The 15,645-nt window shown below is 59.4% G+C and carries 16 protein-coding genes, 1 tRNA gene and 1 riboswitch; of the genes, 6 read left to right on the forward strand and 11 right to left on the reverse strand.

The genetic code is table 11. From position 1 onward, the window contains the following. Nucleotides 1-22 precede the first annotated feature (22 nt). The 7 genes from rpsC to rplC form a co-directional block, all read right to left on the reverse strand. Nucleotides 23-793, reverse strand: a complete 771-nt coding sequence (gene rpsC, locus ACVW0B_RS08725) for a 30S ribosomal protein S3 (protein WP_011434158.1) — start codon at nucleotides 791-793, stop codon at nucleotides 23-25. A 42-nt stretch (nucleotides 794-835) separates the two neighbouring features. After that, entirely contained in the window at nucleotides 836-1,210 is a 375-nt protein-coding gene (gene rplV, locus ACVW0B_RS08730) for a 50S ribosomal protein L22 (protein WP_457387574.1), read from the reverse strand. Nucleotides 1,211-1,255: 45 nt separating this feature from the next. Further along, nucleotides 1,256-1,537: a 30S ribosomal protein S19 gene (gene rpsS / locus ACVW0B_RS08735; RefSeq protein WP_011434156.1), complete on the reverse strand. Its 282-nt coding sequence runs from the start codon at nucleotides 1,535-1,537 to the stop codon at nucleotides 1,256-1,258. Between the two features lie 66 nt (nucleotides 1,538-1,603). Beyond that, nucleotides 1,604-2,488, reverse strand: a complete 885-nt coding sequence (gene rplB, locus ACVW0B_RS08740; RefSeq protein ID WP_414389721.1) for a 50S ribosomal protein L2 — start codon at nucleotides 2,486-2,488, stop codon at nucleotides 1,604-1,606. 49 nt (nucleotides 2,489-2,537) lie between these two features. Next, complete coding sequence (locus tag ACVW0B_RS08745; RefSeq protein ID WP_414330452.1) at nucleotides 2,538-2,837, reverse strand: 50S ribosomal protein L23; 300 nt, start codon at nucleotides 2,835-2,837, stop codon at nucleotides 2,538-2,540. Beyond that, nucleotides 2,830-3,822 (reverse strand): 50S ribosomal protein L4, encoded by a 993-nt coding sequence (rplD, locus tag ACVW0B_RS08750; RefSeq protein WP_457491466.1) that lies wholly within the window; start codon nucleotides 3,820-3,822, stop codon nucleotides 2,830-2,832. Before rplD ends, ACVW0B_RS08745 begins: the two co-directional genes overlap by 8 nt. Nucleotides 3,823-3,837: 15 nt before the next feature. Next, nucleotides 3,838-4,482 carry a 50S ribosomal protein L3 gene (rplC, locus tag ACVW0B_RS08755; RefSeq protein ID WP_414344285.1) on the reverse strand — a complete coding sequence of 215 codons (645 nt, stop codon included), beginning with the start codon at nucleotides 4,480-4,482 and terminating at the stop codon, nucleotides 3,838-3,840. A 466-nt stretch (nucleotides 4,483-4,948) separates the two neighbouring features. Here rplC and ACVW0B_RS08760 point away from each other — a divergent pair, with 466 nt between their 5' ends. The 3 genes from ACVW0B_RS08760 (at nucleotide 4,949) to ACVW0B_RS08770 (ending at nucleotide 8,485) form a co-directional block, all read left to right on the forward strand. Then, on the forward strand, nucleotides 4,949-6,979 hold the full coding sequence (locus ACVW0B_RS08760; protein WP_457491467.1) for a hypothetical protein: 2,031 nt from the start codon (nucleotides 4,949-4,951) through the stop codon (nucleotides 6,977-6,979). A gap of 423 nt (nucleotides 6,980-7,402) precedes the next feature. Then, nucleotides 7,403-7,930 carry a hypothetical protein gene (locus ACVW0B_RS08765; RefSeq protein WP_457491468.1) on the forward strand — a complete coding sequence of 176 codons (528 nt, stop codon included), beginning with the start codon at nucleotides 7,403-7,405 and terminating at the stop codon, nucleotides 7,928-7,930. A gap of 36 nt (nucleotides 7,931-7,966) precedes the next feature. Further along, nucleotides 7,967-8,485, forward strand: a complete 519-nt coding sequence (locus ACVW0B_RS08770) for a MogA/MoaB family molybdenum cofactor biosynthesis protein (RefSeq protein ID WP_414391002.1) — start codon at nucleotides 7,967-7,969, stop codon at nucleotides 8,483-8,485. Between the two features lie 28 nt (nucleotides 8,486-8,513). Here ACVW0B_RS08770 and metK read toward each other — a convergent pair whose 3' ends face one another. Both metK and ACVW0B_RS08780 read right to left on the reverse strand, forming a co-directional pair. Next, nucleotides 8,514-9,773 carry a methionine adenosyltransferase gene (gene metK / locus ACVW0B_RS08775; RefSeq protein ID WP_041436796.1) on the reverse strand — a complete coding sequence of 420 codons (1,260 nt, stop codon included), beginning with the start codon at nucleotides 9,771-9,773 and terminating at the stop codon, nucleotides 8,514-8,516. Nucleotides 9,774-10,070: 297 nt separating this feature from the next. Next, a riboswitch (SAM riboswitch) is annotated at nucleotides 10,071-10,182 on the reverse strand. A 67-nt stretch (nucleotides 10,183-10,249) separates the two neighbouring features. After that, entirely contained in the window at nucleotides 10,250-10,618 is a 369-nt protein-coding gene (locus ACVW0B_RS08780) for a hypothetical protein (protein ID WP_011434147.1), read from the reverse strand. A 269-nt stretch (nucleotides 10,619-10,887) separates the two neighbouring features. Here ACVW0B_RS08780 and cobO point away from each other — a divergent pair, with 269 nt between their 5' ends. Together cobO and ACVW0B_RS08790 are read left to right on the forward strand one after the other, a co-directional pair. After that, nucleotides 10,888-11,481: a cob(I)yrinic acid a,c-diamide adenosyltransferase gene (gene cobO / locus ACVW0B_RS08785; RefSeq protein WP_049749600.1), complete on the forward strand. Its 594-nt coding sequence runs from the start codon at nucleotides 10,888-10,890 to the stop codon at nucleotides 11,479-11,481. A 16-nt stretch (nucleotides 11,482-11,497) separates the two neighbouring features. Next, nucleotides 11,498-12,901, forward strand: coding sequence for a cobyrinate a,c-diamide synthase (locus tag ACVW0B_RS08790; protein WP_457491469.1), 1,404 nt, complete (start codon nucleotides 11,498-11,500; stop codon nucleotides 12,899-12,901). On the opposite strand, the gene ACVW0B_RS08795 is transcribed toward ACVW0B_RS08790, so the two are convergent. Further along, a complete protein-coding gene (locus ACVW0B_RS08795) occupies nucleotides 12,898-14,145 on the reverse strand; it encodes a URC4/urg3 family protein (protein WP_457491470.1) in 1,248 nt (415 codons plus the stop codon). The two genes, ACVW0B_RS08790 and ACVW0B_RS08795, sit on opposite strands and share 4 nt — an antisense overlap. A 500-nt stretch (nucleotides 14,146-14,645) precedes the next feature. Between ACVW0B_RS08795 and ACVW0B_RS08800 the strand changes: the two genes are divergently transcribed. After that, nucleotides 14,646-14,993 (forward strand): DUF1815 family protein, encoded by a 348-nt coding sequence (locus ACVW0B_RS08800; protein WP_011434143.1) that lies wholly within the window; start codon nucleotides 14,646-14,648, stop codon nucleotides 14,991-14,993. A 310-nt stretch (nucleotides 14,994-15,303) separates the two neighbouring features. On the opposite strand, the gene ACVW0B_RS08805 is transcribed toward ACVW0B_RS08800, so the two are convergent. Further along, nucleotides 15,304-15,376, reverse strand: a tRNA-Glu gene (locus tag ACVW0B_RS08805). Nucleotides 15,377-15,645 lie beyond the last annotated feature (269 nt).

Genomic DNA, 15,645 nt, shown 5'->3' on the forward strand with positions numbered 1-15,645 from the left:
CTGGACGTTCCGGTGTTGGCCCTCAGGCCTCCTGAGCCGAGCGATCTTCAAAGGTGGGCCGCCGCCGCTGCTGCCGACGTTTGGGCTGTTGCAGGGGAAACTTTTGTTCGTGACGTTCCTGCCCGGGCAGAACTTCCCCTTTGAAGACCCAGACCTTGACCCCGATGATGCCGAAAGTGGTGTGGGCGAGGTGCTCGGCGTAGTCGATGTCGGCCCGCAAAGTATGCAAAGGGATCCGCCCCTCCCGCGTCCATTCGGTGCGGGCAATCTCGGCCCCGTTCAGACGCCCGGCAATTTGGATTTTGATCCCTTGTACACCTGCCCGCTGGGCCCGTTGGATCACCTGGCGCACGATGCGGCGAAAGGCAATCCGCCGTTCCAACTGTTGGGCAATGTTTTCCGCCAACAAGGTCGCCTCGGCATCGGCACGGGTGACCTCTACTACATTGATGCGAATGGTTCGCTCGCCACCACCTCGTGAACCAGGGCTTTGTCCCGCTAGCGCGGACAGCTCTTTCTGTAGACCTTGGCGCAAAGTCTCTAGGCTGGATCCGCCCCGACCCACGACCACCCCAGGGCGAGCAGCCCGGATCTCTAGGTCAATTTGATCCGCTTTGCGCTCGATTTGGATATCGGCCAAACCAGCACTGCTCAGTTGCTTGGTCAGGTAGGTGCGAATCTGGTCGTCCTCCTGTAACAAGGCTGGGTAGCGGGCTGGATCGGCAAACCAGCGGCTGCGATGCTCCTTAATCACGCCGAGGCGGAAACCGGTGGGGTGGATCTTCTGTCCCATGGTGGTGTCGGTTGAAGGGTAAAGGACTAGAAATACAGGAGGTTAAGAGGCCGTCGCCGCTTCAGCTTCCTCTATGGGCCGGACGGCGATGGTGATGTGACAGGTGCGCTTGCGAATGGGGTAGGCCCGCCCTTGGGCGCGGGGGCGAAACCGTTTCAGGACGGGCCCCTGATCAGCATAGGCCTGGCTGATCACCAGATCCCAGGGATCCAAGCCGTTGTTGTGCTCTGCGTTGGCCACCGCCGAGCGCAGCACCTTACGAACCGGCTCACAGGCAGCGTAGGGCATGAACTCCAAAAGAATCAGGGCATCGGCATAGGTGCGCCCACGGATCTGATCCAACACCCGCCGCACTTTAAAGGGGGACATGCGGATATAGCGGGCTACCGCTTTAACCTCAGGGGATGAATCGGCCATGGCCCTCTCCTTGCCTACTCGATACTTTCCTGTTCGTTATTCCTCTCAACGGCGAGCGGCTTTTTTGTCGCTCCCCGCGTGACCGCGGAAGGTACGGGTGGGAACGAATTCCCCCAGCTTGTGACCCACCATCTGGTCAGTGATGTAGATGGGCACGTGTTGCTTGCCGTTGTGAACGGCGATGGTGTGACCGATCATGACGGGCAAGATGGTGCTGGCCCGCGACCAAGTCTTGATCAGGTGTTTCTCGTTGCGCTCGTTCATCTTCTCCACCTTGAGAAGCAGCTTGGCATCCACAAAGGGGCCTTTTTTCAGCGAACGTCCCATAAGAACCTCAACCGTTTGATAAGCAATTCACTGTCGAAAAAGCTTCGGGGAGCGAATGGCCAGCGGCTACTGAGCAGCCCTTCCGCCCTTGTCCCGGCGGCCTCCGCGACGGCGACCGCGCACGATGAATTTGTTGCTGGGCTTGTTGCGTTTGCGGGTTTTGTATCCCAGGGTGGGCTTGCCCCAAGGGGTGACAGGGGTACTGCGGCCTATGGGGGCTCGCCCTTCCCCGCCGCCATGGGGATGATCCACAGGGTTCATCACCGAGCCACGCACCTTAGGACGGCGCCCCAACCAACGGCTACGACCCGCCTTGCCCAGGCTGATGTTGTTGTGGTCAACGTTGCCCAGTTGGCCGATGGTGGCGTAGCACTCGCCGCGGATCATGCGGACTTCGCCGGAGGGCAGCTTGAGGGAGACATATTTGCCTTCTCTGGCCACCACTTGAGCGCCAGCCCCGGCAGCGCGAACCATCTGTCCGCCGCGACCAGGATACAGCTCCACGTTGTGAACCACCGTTCCCAGGGGGATCCGCTCCAGGGGCATGGCATTGCCGATCTCAAAGGGGGCCTCTGGCCCGGCCATGATGGTGGATCCCACCTGTAGGTTGCGGGGAGCGAGGATGTAGCGTTTTTCGCCGTCTTCGTATTCCACCAGGCAGATGTGGGCGCTACGGTTGGGATCGTACTCCACAGTTTTGACGGTCGCCGGGATCCCCCGCTTGTCGCGACGGAAGTCGATGATGCGGTAAAGCCGCTTGTGGCCACCACCGCGGTGCCGGCAGGTGATGACGCCACGGTTGTTGCGCCCTTTCTTGCGGTGAATAAATTGCAGCAGCGACTTTTCCGGTCTGGGCCGCTTGCCGTTCTCGTCACGGGACAGCTCCTCGAAGTCAGAGACCGTCATGTGACGGGTGCTGGGGGTGTAGGGTCGGAGAGTACGAATGCCCATGGCTCAGGTAGGGGTGGGGGACGGGACAACAACAGCTCAAAAGGGGCGTTCAGGTGTCCGGGAAGAGGGTGATGGAATCTCCCTCCGCCAAGGTCACGATGGCTCGCTTGGGACGGGTGCGGTAGCCCACAAAGCGGCCCACCCGCCGTTGCTTGCGCGGGAGCTTCAGGGTGTTGACGGAAGTAACTCGCACGCGGAACATTTCTTCGACGGCAGCTCGGATGAGCGGCTTGGTGGCGGTGGGCAGCACTTCAAAGACATATTTGCGCTGCTCCATCAAGGCGGTTGCCTTTTCGGTGATGACGGGGCGCAACAGGACGTCGGCCAGGATCCGCTTGCTCTCAGTCATCGCTTTCCTCCTCTGCTGGGGCTGCTTCGGCCTCTTCTACCGTTGACGGCTCTGCTCCTTGAGCCAGTTCTTCTGCTGGATCTTGGGGCTCTTCGGTTTGCTCTTCTGGCCCCTGCGGATCTGCTGGACGTCCTTGGAGGGCAGCTTGGTTTTCCTGGGCCTCAGGTTGGGCTGGGGTTTGCTCTGCTTCCTCGTGTTCGCTTTCTGGAACGGCCTGATCTTCCGGCCCATCTCCGGGCAGGGCCTGATCTTCGGCTATGTCGGCCTGAGGTGCATCCTCAGAGGGAGTCTCCAGAACTGCCGGCGCAGCGTCGGATCCCCAACGGGCCTTGAGTTGCTCTAGGGCAGAAACGGTGATCAGCACCCAATCGACGTTGAGCAGATCGAAAACGTTGATCTGATCCAGGCCGATCAGCTTAACGCGGGCGATGTTGCGCACGGCCCGCTCTACGGCTTCCGAGCGTTCGGCAACGATGAGCAGAGCCGATTGATCTTCCATCACCCCCCAGCGCAGCAAAGCCTGGGCCACAGCACGGGTTTTGGGCGGGTTGAGCTGCTCCTGGAAATCCTCCACGACGATCAGGTCTTCCACCCGACTTTGCAGAGCGGTGCGCAGGGCCAGTTGCCGTTCTTTGCGGTTCATGGCCAGGTTGTATTCCCGCTTGCGGGGGCCGAAGATCACCCCCCCTTTGCGCCAAAGTGGGGAGCGGATGGAGCCGGCACGGGCCCGACCGGTGCCTTTCTGCTTCCAAGGCTTGCGACCGCCGCCGCGCACCTCAGCTCGGGTCTTGGTGTGGGCGTTGCCCTGACGAGCATTGGTCATCTGCCGGCGCAGTGCCAGATAGAGGATGTGGGCGGCTGTTTCGGGACGAGCAACTTTAAGGCTCAGCTCCGCGCTGCCCACCGTTTCCCCTTGCCAATTTTTCACCACACAACTTGCCATGGTTCCCTCGTCTTTGCGGATGCCGGTCAACCTTGGTTTCACCCAGGGATCCCTCCCCTAACGCTTGTTGCCCACCTGCTTGGCAGGGGTGATCTCCAGCAGCCCTCCTTCTACGCCGGGCACGCAGCCCTTAATCACCAACAGATCCCGCTCCGGATCCACCTGCACCAACTGCAATTTGCGGGTGGTGACTCGGCCACCTCCCAGCCGCCCTGCCATGCGCATCCCCGGAAACACGCGGCCTGGGGTTGTGCCGGCGCCAATGGAACCCGGTCGGCGGTGGTTTTTGGAGCCGTGGGACATGGGGCCACGACCGAAGTGGTGGCGCTTTTGATAGCCGGCAAACCCTCGCCCGATGGAGGTACCTGCCACATCCACCAACTGGCCGGGGGAAAACATCTCGACGGTAATTTTCTGCCCCAATTGGTAAGCTTCCGGCTGATCAACGCGAAACTCTCGCAGGTGGCGCAGCAGCTCTGTCACCCCTGCTTTGCTGAGGTGGCCCCGCTGCGCCCGCGTGAGATGCTTTTCAGTGGTGGGCAAGTAGCCCAACTGAATGGCGTTGTAGCCGTCTGTGGCCTGGGTTTTGATCTGGGTCACGGTGCAAGGCCCCGCCTGTACGACGGTAACCGGAATGGCCAGCCCCTCTGGTGAGAAGATCTGGGTCATGCCGACTTTTCTTCCAAGGATGCCAAGTGCCACAAGAACCTCCAATCGAGCCTGCACGACTCGCTTTCATCAATTCAGAGCCGACTCACTCCGACAATCAGCCGACCTTTCGCGAAGCGGGCTGTAGGCTAATGGCTCAGTCAGCCGGATGGATAGACATACAGCAACAGCGTGGCAGCAGAAAGCTCAGAACAAGGCTGAGTCTGCCAACTCAGGCGAAAAAGCGAGGCAGGGAGAATCAGGGATCCCTGTCCCCAGAGCCTAAGATCAGCATCGGCAACGCTGATCCTCTCGCCTAGTTCACCCCAAAGTTACACGCCAAACTGCTTTTGCTAAGAGCTGCTCAGACTTGCCTGCAAAGAGGCAGTATCTGGGGTAGCAGCGCACCAGGTCGCCAAAGCGGATGGGCTTAGTTGGCAACGGAAAACGATCATAATGAAGCGAAGGCCCGTTTGTCCAGACTTTTGCCGAGAAAATGGGCTGGTTGGGGAGGCCAGCAATGGCGAGAGCAGCTCAGGCGGAAGAAAAGAGCCATTGGCGGGGGAAGCCATCTCCCTTCAAAAGTGTGATGGGCTGGGCAGGCAGTGGGCTGACCCAGGCTTGTGTGGATCACTATCGAAGTTTGTTGCAGGCGGGATCCGATCCGGGCCGGGTCTTGTTTTTGGTGCGGAGTCAACGGCAAGCGGATGAGGTGTTGCGGCGCTTGCAGCAGTCCAGTTCGGGCTTGGTGGGGCCGTGGCGGATCGAGACGTTCTTGCAGCGGGTTGGGCGCTCTCTGGCCGATCATTGGCCGCAGGTGTGTGCCCGCCTTCCTCAGTTGCCTCCTCAGTTTGAGCCGATCCCCTTGGCCAAAGATCTTACTCAATTTCTCTGCGAACGAGCCTGCGCTTTGTGCCCTCGGCATGGGGAAGCCTTTGCCGGGGTCGGGCTCAAGGAGTTCCAGATCTGGGATCAGATCAGCAGTGCTGCTTATATTGCGGGGGCTTCGGGTTTGCCGGCAGAGGTGGTGGGATCCCGGCTGGCCCGGGCTTGGCCCGAGGAGGCAGATCCGCGGCGGGCAGAGGCTTTGCAGGCAATGGGCTGCTGTGTGGGTCGGCTGTGGGAGGCAGCGCTTCGGTTGGGATCCCTGGATTTTGGCCTGCAAATTCGGCTGTTTGGCGAGCACATCCTGCCGCTGGCGGAGTTTTGGCAAGAGTGGGATCACCTGATTGTGGATCAGGCGGAAGACAGTTGTGCCGTGGCGCTGGAGTTTTACCGGCAGGGGCAATCCCATCTGCAAAGCCAATTTTTCAGCTACACCCTTGGTGGTGGGGTTTCCTTGACCGGGATCCCAGAGGCAGTAGCTGACTTCTTGATGGCAAAAACGCAGGTTCAGTTTCTGGAGGGGAGCCATCGCGCTTCAGCAGGCATGATCCGCTTAGGGGTGCAGATTGCGCGGGTGTTGGATCCCCAGTTTTCTCATCCGCTGCCCGAGCCGCAGGGGGGAGGACTGCCGCTGGTGCAAACGCTGGAGGAAGAGACCCAGTTTGCGGCAGTGGAGGTGATGGTTGCTCAAATTCGCCGGCTTTTGGGGGCCGGGATCCCGGCCCATCGCATTGCTGTTTTGCTGCCCCGTATGGATGTGGGGGTGAGCCTGAGCTTGCAGGAGCAGTTGTCGGAAGTGCCGGTTTTGCCGATTGCCCCCTTCCCGGCCTTGATCCGCTATCCCTTGGTGCGGGCGGTGCTGACGGCAGCAGAATTGGCCCATCCCGAGTGGGGCGCTTTTCCCACTTTGCCGGCTTGGCGGCTGATGTTGAGCTGGGTGCTGGGGCTGGATCCCATTCGGGCGGCTCTGTTGGCCGAAGATACCTGGGATCCGGTGGGGCGTTCTCTGCGTCCCCGAACGGCAGTACGGCAGCCAGAGCGGGTGGGGTTTGCCAACCTGGAGCGCTACCAGCGACTGTTCGATTGGCTGCGCGGCTATCGTCCCGGCCCTTCATTGGCCGCTTTCTTCCAGCAGTTTTTTGCCGATCACTTGGCCTCGGTGATTGCTTCCCCTCAGGATCAAGAGCTGCTGCGCGTATTGATGGAAGCGGCACAACGGTTTCGTCAGGCCTTCCCTGCCGAAGGGGATCCCGCCTTTTTGGCCATGATCCGCTCGGGACAGACCCCCAGCAGCAGCCGCTTCGAGCCCGACTATTCCCGTTACTTGGTAGTTGCAACTCCGGGGGCCTACATCACTCGGGGTTTGGAGGCGGATTACCAATTTTGGTTTGATATCACCAACCCCAGCTGGTCCCGCTCCCTCTGGCATGTGCTCTACAACAGCCGTGTGCTGACGCCGGAATGGGACGGGGAGGTTTCCGATGCGGCGCGGGATTTACAGGCGCGTCAACAGATTTTGGCCCGCACGCTGCTGAACCTCTGTTGCCGCACTCAGAAGGGGCTGTGGCTGGTGCGCCCCAATTTTAATTATCGCGGCGAGGAGAACACCAGTATTTTGGACTATCTGATTTTGAAGGGGTTGAAGGCCATGGCAACCGCCGGCTAAGGGAGAGCCTATCCTGAAAGGGTGCTGGCAACTCAGGCCTCCAAGAAATCGGGGGATGCACTGCAGGAATGGTCAAAGGCAAGGGTTTTAGAAGAGCGGCGCAGCCGCCCCTCTTATTGTGGGGGTAGGAGTCGGCGGCAAAGTGTCTTAATCTTGTTTGAAACAACGATAAAGCAATACAGCAGAGCCTTTCCAAGAAATGGCTGGCCGGGATCCCTCTCAGGCAGGGGTAAGACTGAGTCTTTAAGCGTACCGCAGCTTTGCAGCTTTATAGCCTCTTCACAGAGCCTTCATGAAAGGCAAATAGGGGTATTCTTGGACGAGAGCTGTCTTGCGAGATCCAGGGAGAAAGGCTTTATCTCCCCTTTGTCTCGGCGGATCTGGACTAGCTTGGGTTGAGTTTCCTTGGGCTGCCATGGGCTGATGGATCCTGCCACCTTTCTGGAGCACTATGGGTTTGAGCTGGAAGGTCAACCCAGCCAGGTTTGGGTGGAGCGCTGGAGCCAGTCGTTCCCGGCCCGTTGGATCCCGGTGGCTTTGCTGGAAGCCCTCTACCAGGGGCGGTACAAGGCCACCTCTGTGGAGCAGCTTCTCCGCCTTTGGCAGCGTCGCGGCTCTCCTCATCTTACCTTTCCCCCAGAAATCGGCCAGTTCCTTTGGCAGGAGCAGCAGGAGCTGATCCGCTCTTTGGCTTCGGCTGCCTTTGCCTGTTCTCCTCTGCCGCCGGTACCCCCCGCGGGATCCCTGTTTTCCAGAGAACCGGCCATATCTCTAAACTTGTTGTTGGAGCAGTTGCAGGAGCTTCCCCCCAAGCTGCGCCGCCTGCTTGCCCAGTCCCCTCCTCCCCAACTCGCCCGTGCTGGTGGGGCAGAGTCCTCAGGGATCCTAGAGCTCCAGCAGACGGTCGTTGACCCTCCAACTCCTGCCGAGCCCCCTCAGGGACAGTCTTGATGGGCTTGCCACTCTCTTTCCTCAGGGATCCTGGCCATGAACTTTCCCCTCGATTGCGACAGCGGTGCGGAGCACATTTTTGCCGCCTTGCCCTGTGGGGTGATCACCGTCAGCGACACGCGCACCCCTGAAACCGATCACAGCGGCCAGTTTATCTGCACAGCCCTCCAGGAGTCCGGCCACCGGGTGGAGAGATATTGCATTCTCCGAGATGAACCGCAGCTCATTCGAGAGCAGGTTCAGGATTGGGCCGGATCCCTGCCGGTGATCTTGTTGAATGGTGGCACAGGCATCGCCCCCCGCGACACCACTTACGACGCCATCGAGGCTCTCCTGGAAAAGACCTTGCCCGGCTTTGGGGAGATCTTCCGCCAGCTCAGCTATGCCCAGATTGGCAGTCGGGCCATCGCCTCTCGGGCCATCGCCGGGATCCACGGAAAGTGCTTGATCTTTTCCATGCCTGGCTCCCCAGCAGCCGTGCAACTGGCTATGCGCAGCCTGATCCTGCCGGAGCTACCCCACCTGGTTAAGCAACTGCACCAGGGCAAGCATTGAGGCAGCAGGCCGTCTTAGTGATCCCCTCTTAGGCCAAGAGGGCAGTCGCCTTGGCAAGAGCCTCCTCCCGCAGCAGAGCGGCTTTATCGGTGCGCTCCCAGGGCAGATCCAGATGGGTTTGCCCAAAGTGCCCATAGACCGCTACATTTTGGTAGAAGCGCCCTCCCCGTTGGCGGGGCAGCTCCCGCAGTTGGAACTGGGCCAAAATGGCTGCCGGCCTCAGATCGAAGTGGCGCTGCACCAGCCGCAACAGCTCTTCGTCGGGGATGCGCCCTGTGCCAAAGGTTTCCACCAAAATGTTGATGGGGCGGGCTACCCCAATGGCGTAGCTCACCTGCACTTCACATTTTTGCGCCAAGCCAGCTGCCACGATGTTCTTGGCCACGTAACGAGCCGCATAGGCAGCGCTGCGATCCACCTTGGTGGGATCCTTGCCGGAGAAGGCCCCGCCCCCATGGCGAGAATAGCCGCCGTAGGTATCGACGATGATCTTGCGTCCGGTCAGGCCCGCATCTCCCTGAGGGCCGCCGATGACAAACTTGCCGGTGGGATTGGTGAGGAAGCGGGTGTGGCTATCCGGCTTGATGGGCAGCTCGGCAAACACCGGCGTGACCACTGCCTCCCAGAGATCGGCGCGGATCCGCTCTTGCACCGCCGCCTCTTCCGTAATGGCGCCAATCGTGGGTGTGTGCTGGGTGGAGATGAGCAGGGTGTGAATGCCCACCGGGCGACCTTCCTCATAGGCCACAGTCACCTGCGTTTTGCCATCCGGGCGCAGATAGGGCAGGGTGCCGTTTTTGCGAACCGTGGCCAACTGGCGGCTGAGGCGGTGGGCCAAGCTAATGGGCAAGGGCATCAACTCGGGAGTTTCATCGCAGGCAAAGCCAAACATCAACCCCTGATCCCCGGCCCCGACCAAGTCGAATTGATCTTCCTGGGAGCCGCGACTTTCCAGGGCCATGTTCACCCCTTGGGCAATATCGGGAGATTGCTCATCGAAAGCCACCAACACCGCGCAGCTTTCTGCACAAAACCCATTCTTGGCATCGGTATAGCCAATTTCGGCCACCTTGTCCCGCACCAGACGGGTGAAGTTGACCTGCGCTTGCGAGGTGATCTCCCCAGTCAACAAAACCAGGCCCGTATTGACCACCACCTCGGCGGCCACCCGACTGAGGGGATCCGCCGTCAAGAGGGCATCCACGATGGCATCGGAGATCTGATCGCAGATTTTGTCGGGGTGCCCCTCCGTCACCGACTCCGAGGAAAACAAAAACGACTTGGACAACGAACCTTCTCCTTAAAGCTAGAACTGAGAACCTGAACAAAAAACAATGCTCACCCGCTCGTTCATCATCCGTGGGAGAAAGAGCCAACCAGGGATCCCCAGGTGCTCCGCACCAGCCCCAACTCAGCCAGAGGAAAGGCCCAGCAACCAGCAAGCGTTCTGCACCGCTGACGCACCAGCACTGCCGCGAAGGCCTTGCCCCGCTGCCGCGACCAGAGCTATGGGAGCTGCTAAAGGATAAAGTTGCCAGAAAAGTCCCCCGCCAAAGAGGGCTATCCTCTAGAGAAAACTTTATTGCCTTTATCTTTCGGTTACTGACTAACCGCAGGAATTGGCACCGTAGCGGAGGCTTCCGCCGGGTTGCCGCAGCTTCATTGGGCCTGGTCCCTCAGTCTGCTCTGGATAAAGAACGGAACTTGTCCCTATAGTACCCCCAACCTCCGCCCATTTGTCAAAAAAATAAGCTGTGGGCGGCTTCAGCCAAACAGACCCTGCCACCAGTCTGTCCCCTGAGCGGCTTTGAGAAAGAATGCGCCGGCCAAGCCCAGGGGGGAGAGAACGCCGAGAAAGCCAACTGTCCCCAATCCCCAAGCCAAGCGGTGCAGATGCTTTTTGTCGGCAGGATTTGGCGTCGTTTCGGCTGAGATGGCCAACAGGGATCCCAAGGCTGCCAATAGGGATCCCCCCAGACCTGCAAAGTAGCTGGGCGCTAGCCACGGTTGCAACTCGGCGGCAGATACGACTTGGATGCGGGGCAAGACTTGAAAACACCCTATTGCCAGCACTGCCCAGATGAAGCAGTACATTAGCAGGCTATCTCGGAAAGCGGCAGCCGGTTCTCTCATATCCCAGCCGAATGAAACCGGATTAGGATAAAGGCGGTTCACTGTGGGGAACTTGGGTTTGCCCCGACGGTCGCGCCAGTGGTGCAGTTCCCCTCAGCCTGTGTGGCGAATCTCGATTCCTTTTGATTATGGCCCAACCCGCCCTGTCTGGCTGGCCTGCACCGGCTTCGGGATCCCAGCCCCTGCCCCCCTCGACAACAGAACTTGAGGCTGCTTGCGATAGCTCACCGGGCACAGAGGCTGACCCAAACTGGCGGCACCGCCAAAGAATGCAAAAACGCCAGCAGATCCAGCGGCAGCGTCTGTCGGGCATGCGAGATGACAAGGGCTTGATCATCGTACACACCGGGCAGGGCAAGGGAAAGACCACGGCTGCCTTTGGCATGATCTTCCGCGCCCTCGGCCAGGGATTGTCGGTGGGGGTGGTGCAATTTATCAAGGGGGCCTGGGATCCAGGAGAAGCCAAGCTATTGCGGAAATTGGCCGAGCATCCAGAGCTGGGCCTGGGGAAAATAGCTTTTTACGCCATGGGAGAGGGCTTTACCTGGGAAACCCAAGACCGGGAGCGAGACATCGCCCATGCACAGGCGGCCTGGGAAAAGGGGCGGGAGCTGTTCACCAGCGGGGAGTTTCAGTTGGTACTTCTGGATGAGATCAATGTCGCCCTCAAGTTGGGATATCTCTCGCCGGACAGGGTGTTGGCCGGGCTAGCGGAGAAACCGGAGCGGGTTCACCTGATCTTGACGGGGCGGGGCGCGCCGGCAGCGTTGATCGACCGAGCCGATCTGGTGACGGAGATGACTTTGGTCAAGCATCCCTTCCGTGACCAGGGGATCAAGGCGCAAATCGGCATCGAGTTCTAACCCTTGGGCAGGAAAGATGGCCATTCTGCTGGCGGCGGCAGCAAGCGGCAGCGGCAAAACCACCATCACTCTGGCTCTGTTGGCCGCTCTGAGGCGACGGGGCCTGCGCATCCAACCTTTCAAGGTGGGGCCGGATTACATTGATCCTCTGTTTCACACGGCGGTGAGCGGGATCCCCTGTCGCAATTTGGATCCCTTCTTGACCGACGAGGACTTTGTGCAGCGCTGCTTTCGCCACCATTGCCAGGGCAAGGATGGAGCCATTGTGGAGGGGGTAATGGGCCTCTTCGATGGACGAGCGCCGGGATCCCTGCCCCTCCCCGAGGGCGGAACGGAGCCTTTTTTTGCCAGCAGCGCCCATGTGGCCCGCCTGCTCGGGATCCCTGTGGTGCTGGTGATCGATGGCAGCGGCATGGGAACGACGGTGGCCGCTTTGCTCTACGGCTTGAGCCGCTGGGATCCCCGCCTCTCCATTGCTGGGGTGATTTTCAACCGGGTGGCCTCGGAGCGGCATGGACAAATCTTGCAGCAGGCAGCGGCTGCAGCGGGGATCCCAGTCTTGGGCCAGTTTCCCCGGCGGGAGGATTTGCGGTTGCCCAGCCGACACCTGGGGTTGGTGCCTGTCTCAGAACTGGATCACTTCCCCCACTGGCAAGCTGCCTGGGCCGAGCTGGCCGAGCAACACGTCAATTGGGATAGCCTATTGCCCCTCATTCGGAGGCTTCCTCCAGCGGTAGGAGAGCTGTGGCCAGGGATCCCCCCTCTCACCGAAAGGACTCCGCCCCGCCGCTGCGAACAGGTACGGGTGGCGGTGGCCCAAGACCACGCCTTTAACTTCTACTACGCCGACAACTTGGATCTGTTGCGGGCCTGTGGAGCCGAGCTGCTGGAGTATTCCCCCCTCCAGGTGGGACTATGGCCGCCGGATCCCTGCGATGGCGTGCTGCTGGGGGGAGGGTTCCCGGAATTGTTTGCAGCACCTCTATCTGAGAGCATTAACCAACAACCTCCCCCGCCCACCCACCCACCCCTCTACGCCGAGTGCGGCGGACTGATGGTGCTGGGCCAATCCCTTACCGATTTTCAGGGAAAGACCTACCCGATGGCCGGGCTGTTGCCCATCACAGTAGACATGGCCAACCGGCTATGTTTGGGCTACCGCGCAGCTGCCGTTTTGCGCCCAACCCTGCTGGCGCCAGCTGGGGATCGCCTGCGCGGGCATGAATTTCACCGCTCCCGCAGCACCCCCATCTCCCCCAGCCCAATCTACAGCTGGGGATCCCCCGCCCAGCTTCAACAGGAAGGATGGGCCACCGAGCGTCTTCACGCTTCGTACCTGCATCTGCACTGGGGATCCCGTCCTGATTTGGCCCTGAGATTATTACAGAACTTCTTAAGAATCTCGAAAGGGGATCCCTAAAAAACCGTGCCATCGCTGAGCAGTTGGATGGGAGGAGAAGCATCTGGCCTAAGCTGGGCCGCTATTTGCCGTCCTGCCGTCCAGGTTCCCCCTTGCAGTATTTTCACCAGGGGCAACTCCTGGGCAGAGCAGCCAAGCCTTTCCCGGATTAAGGAGGCAACTTGATCCAGCAAAATCACCGTCAGGGCTCGCCACTCCACAATCACCGTCGAATCTGGGGGATGCGGTTGCTGCCCAATCTCCGGCTGCTTGAGCTGGATCACCCCCAAATCCACAAACAGCCCCCCGTTGCGATACTCCGCCAAACCCGTCAGCTCATCCAAACCCTCGATTGGGATCCCCTCCTGCTGCAACGGCTCCAGCAGGGAATAGGTCATCCATTGGGACAACTTGTGAAAAGGCACCCAATGGCTCCCCGGCTCCGTTTGGGGCAGGTGGGGATAGGGCCAGACATCCCCCAGAGGGATCCCGGCCAGCGAGACTCGCCCAGGCCAAATGGAGCTAAACCCCCTCTGAACTGCCTGGAAGACCTGTGCTGCTTTGATCCCACGGCTGGGATCCTCGGGTTGGATTGCTTCCCACAACCGGCCAGGACGGGGAAGATTGTGACCGGATCCAAAGTAATGAGGTTGAGCCCGCAAAGTTTGTGCCAACCTTTGCAGCAGTTGCCAGCGCCCCTCCAGTCCCAGTAAAGGATTTTCCGGCCCCACCTGGAAAGCTGCTGCCAAATCCGCCAAGGTGATCCGCTCCAGGCCCGCCGCATCCACCTGCAGAGGCTGCTGGGGATCGCTGGAAAACCCACCTTGCCAGAACCAGTCGAAACTGGCCAAGGCCAAACCTTCGGAACGACCCACCACCGTCTGACTTTCTGGATCCCAGTACTTCCAGGCAGAGCCTGCGCCTGCGTCCAGCAACACGCTGACGATGGCCAGATCCCACTTGCATCGCAGCCGCTCCAGCGGATCCATGTCTTTAAGTCGATTTTCCAGACGGGTTAGGCGCTCCCCGGATCCCACCTGAAAATGTTGCCAGCGGCTGTGGAAGGGAATTTCCCCGTTGGGATAATGGGCCCGCATTGTGGTGATCACATAGTCGGCTACGGATCCCAGCCGGTTCAGGTCGAGGCGAAAATGCTCTGATTCACGGGCCAAAACCCTTTCCAATAGCAACCGACAGCGATCCCGAACGGCTTGGGGACTCTGCAAATAAGCCACTCGTTTTTCCAGATCAACAGGTGTCAGCATCAAGCCGTTCCTTCTCAATTGTCCATGCCGAGAATTTTCTCAGCATAATCGGGCGGGAACCCACCTTGATCTGCATTCGTCTGCAAGCCTTGGCCCACTTGACACTCTAACGCGCTGGCCTCTTATCAAAAGACTACGTCCCGCTTCTCGATGGTTGAAACCCTTGCAGGAGAAAGCTTTGAGGCAACTTTCCGCCCTCTGTCCTGATGACACGAGCAGCCCTGAGCCATTTTGAGAAAAGACTGGGCCAAGCACTGGGTGAGGATCCCGATAGATAAGAGCATTGACTCGAGGTAAATTTTGATGTCCCTGTTAAGAGAAGTGTTGAATACTACATTTCACTGAGGTAGACCTTGCCTACTCTGTGGCCTTAATCACTTCCTTGAGGGGTTGTCGATTGTTATGATAGATGTAATCCTAGTCCTAAGCATAAATTACTAGTTAGGTCATTTGCAGCTAGGCTGAGCCCCACAGAGGCCAATTCATTAGGGAGGAGTGTGATGTTCACACGGTTGGCGGAACAATACCGCAGCTATGTTCAAGATCTGGTGATGAGTTTGCAGGCCCTGGCCATCGTTTTGGAGAAGCGGGGCTACCCAGCCTCTTGCTACACCTGTGGTACGTCTTTCGAGAGTGCCTCGTTTATGGTCAGCTTACGAGAGGGGCACCTGATTCGCTTTTTGGTTTCCGAATGCTCCATTAGCTGGACAGAAATGCGGGATGACCGAGAGCTCATGAAATTGGAAGGAGCAGAGGCAATTCGCCAACTGCAAGAGCTGGCAGAGCTCATCAAAGACGAGCTGTTGGTCGCCGCCACGCCGGCTGAAGCTCTGGTGGCCAGCACCTGATCCTGGCAGGCCCTAGGTCTGCTCAAACCCAAGCCGTAGCCGATTGGACAACTAAGCCTAACCTTCTAGGCCGCTGCTTTGGAGATTTTTCCCCTGTTGAGGAGTAAGGGTGGAATAGGGATCCCCCTCGACGGAGTGGCAGTTGGCTGGCTGCCCATGCCGCTTGTATGGGGATCCCAGATGACCCGCTCTCCCAGCTTGTATCTGGAGTGGTTTGTGGCGGCAAAGCCTCTCTGAGTAAAGTCTGAGTAAGGTGTCACCGCTGCCAGGGATCCCCTGTTGACGGCTTTATCTTATAACTCTGACCCAATACCCCCAAGGGGATTCGAACCCCTGTCGCATCCGTGAAAGGGATGTGTCCTAGGCCTCTAGACGATGGGGGCGCTCTCCGACAAGGCGATCCTAATCCTAAAGAAGGATAAGTAAGCTTGTCAACCTTTTAATCTGCATCCCCAGACCCACGCCCTGCCAAGTTCAGAATCAAGATCCCCAACAGAGCCAGGCTCAGCAGGCTGGCAATCACAATCGGTTCATCTGGGATCACGTCCATCTTGGCTTCACCAAATTTTCGGGCTGGAGGCCCGCACCATAGCCGCAGGCTTGGTGTCGGGAGGAAAGCCCGCCTCCTTATAGGTTTGCTGGTCAAAAGTCT

The sequence above is a fragment of the Thermostichus sp. MS-CIW-23 genome (assembly GCF_054059455.1).

Coding starts and splice junctions, on each gene's coding strand:
- rpsC (WP_011434158.1), bottom strand. CDS start 793: ATGGGACAGAAGATCCACCCCACCGGTTTCCGCCTCGGCGTGATTAAG.
- rplV (WP_457387574.1), bottom strand. CDS start 1,210: ATGGCCGATTCATCCCCTGAGGTTAAAGCGGTAGCCCGCTATATCCGC.
- rpsS (WP_011434156.1), bottom strand. CDS start 1,537: ATGGGACGTTCGCTGAAAAAAGGCCCCTTTGTGGATGCCAAGCTGCTT.
- rplB (WP_414389721.1), bottom strand. CDS start 2,488: ATGGGCATTCGTACTCTCCGACCCTACACCCCCAGCACCCGTCACATG.
- ACVW0B_RS08745 (WP_414330452.1), bottom strand. CDS start 2,837: ATGACTGAGAGCAAGCGGATCCTGGCCGACGTCCTGTTGCGCCCCGTC.
- ACVW0B_RS08760 (WP_457491467.1), top strand. CDS start 4,949: ATGGCGAGAGCAGCTCAGGCGGAAGAAAAGAGCCATTGGCGGGGGAAG.
- ACVW0B_RS08765 (WP_457491468.1), top strand. CDS start 7,403: ATGGATCCTGCCACCTTTCTGGAGCACTATGGGTTTGAGCTGGAAGGT.
- ACVW0B_RS08770 (WP_414391002.1), top strand. CDS start 7,967: ATGAACTTTCCCCTCGATTGCGACAGCGGTGCGGAGCACATTTTTGCC.
- ACVW0B_RS08780 (WP_011434147.1), bottom strand. CDS start 10,618: ATGAGAGAACCGGCTGCCGCTTTCCGAGATAGCCTGCTAATGTACTGC.
- cobO (WP_049749600.1), top strand. CDS start 10,888: ATGCAAAAACGCCAGCAGATCCAGCGGCAGCGTCTGTCGGGCATGCGA.
- ACVW0B_RS08790 (WP_457491469.1), top strand. CDS start 11,498: ATGGCCATTCTGCTGGCGGCGGCAGCAAGCGGCAGCGGCAAAACCACC.
- ACVW0B_RS08795 (WP_457491470.1), bottom strand. CDS start 14,145: ATGCTGACACCTGTTGATCTGGAAAAACGAGTGGCTTATTTGCAGAGT.
- ACVW0B_RS08800 (WP_011434143.1), top strand. CDS start 14,646: ATGTTCACACGGTTGGCGGAACAATACCGCAGCTATGTTCAAGATCTG.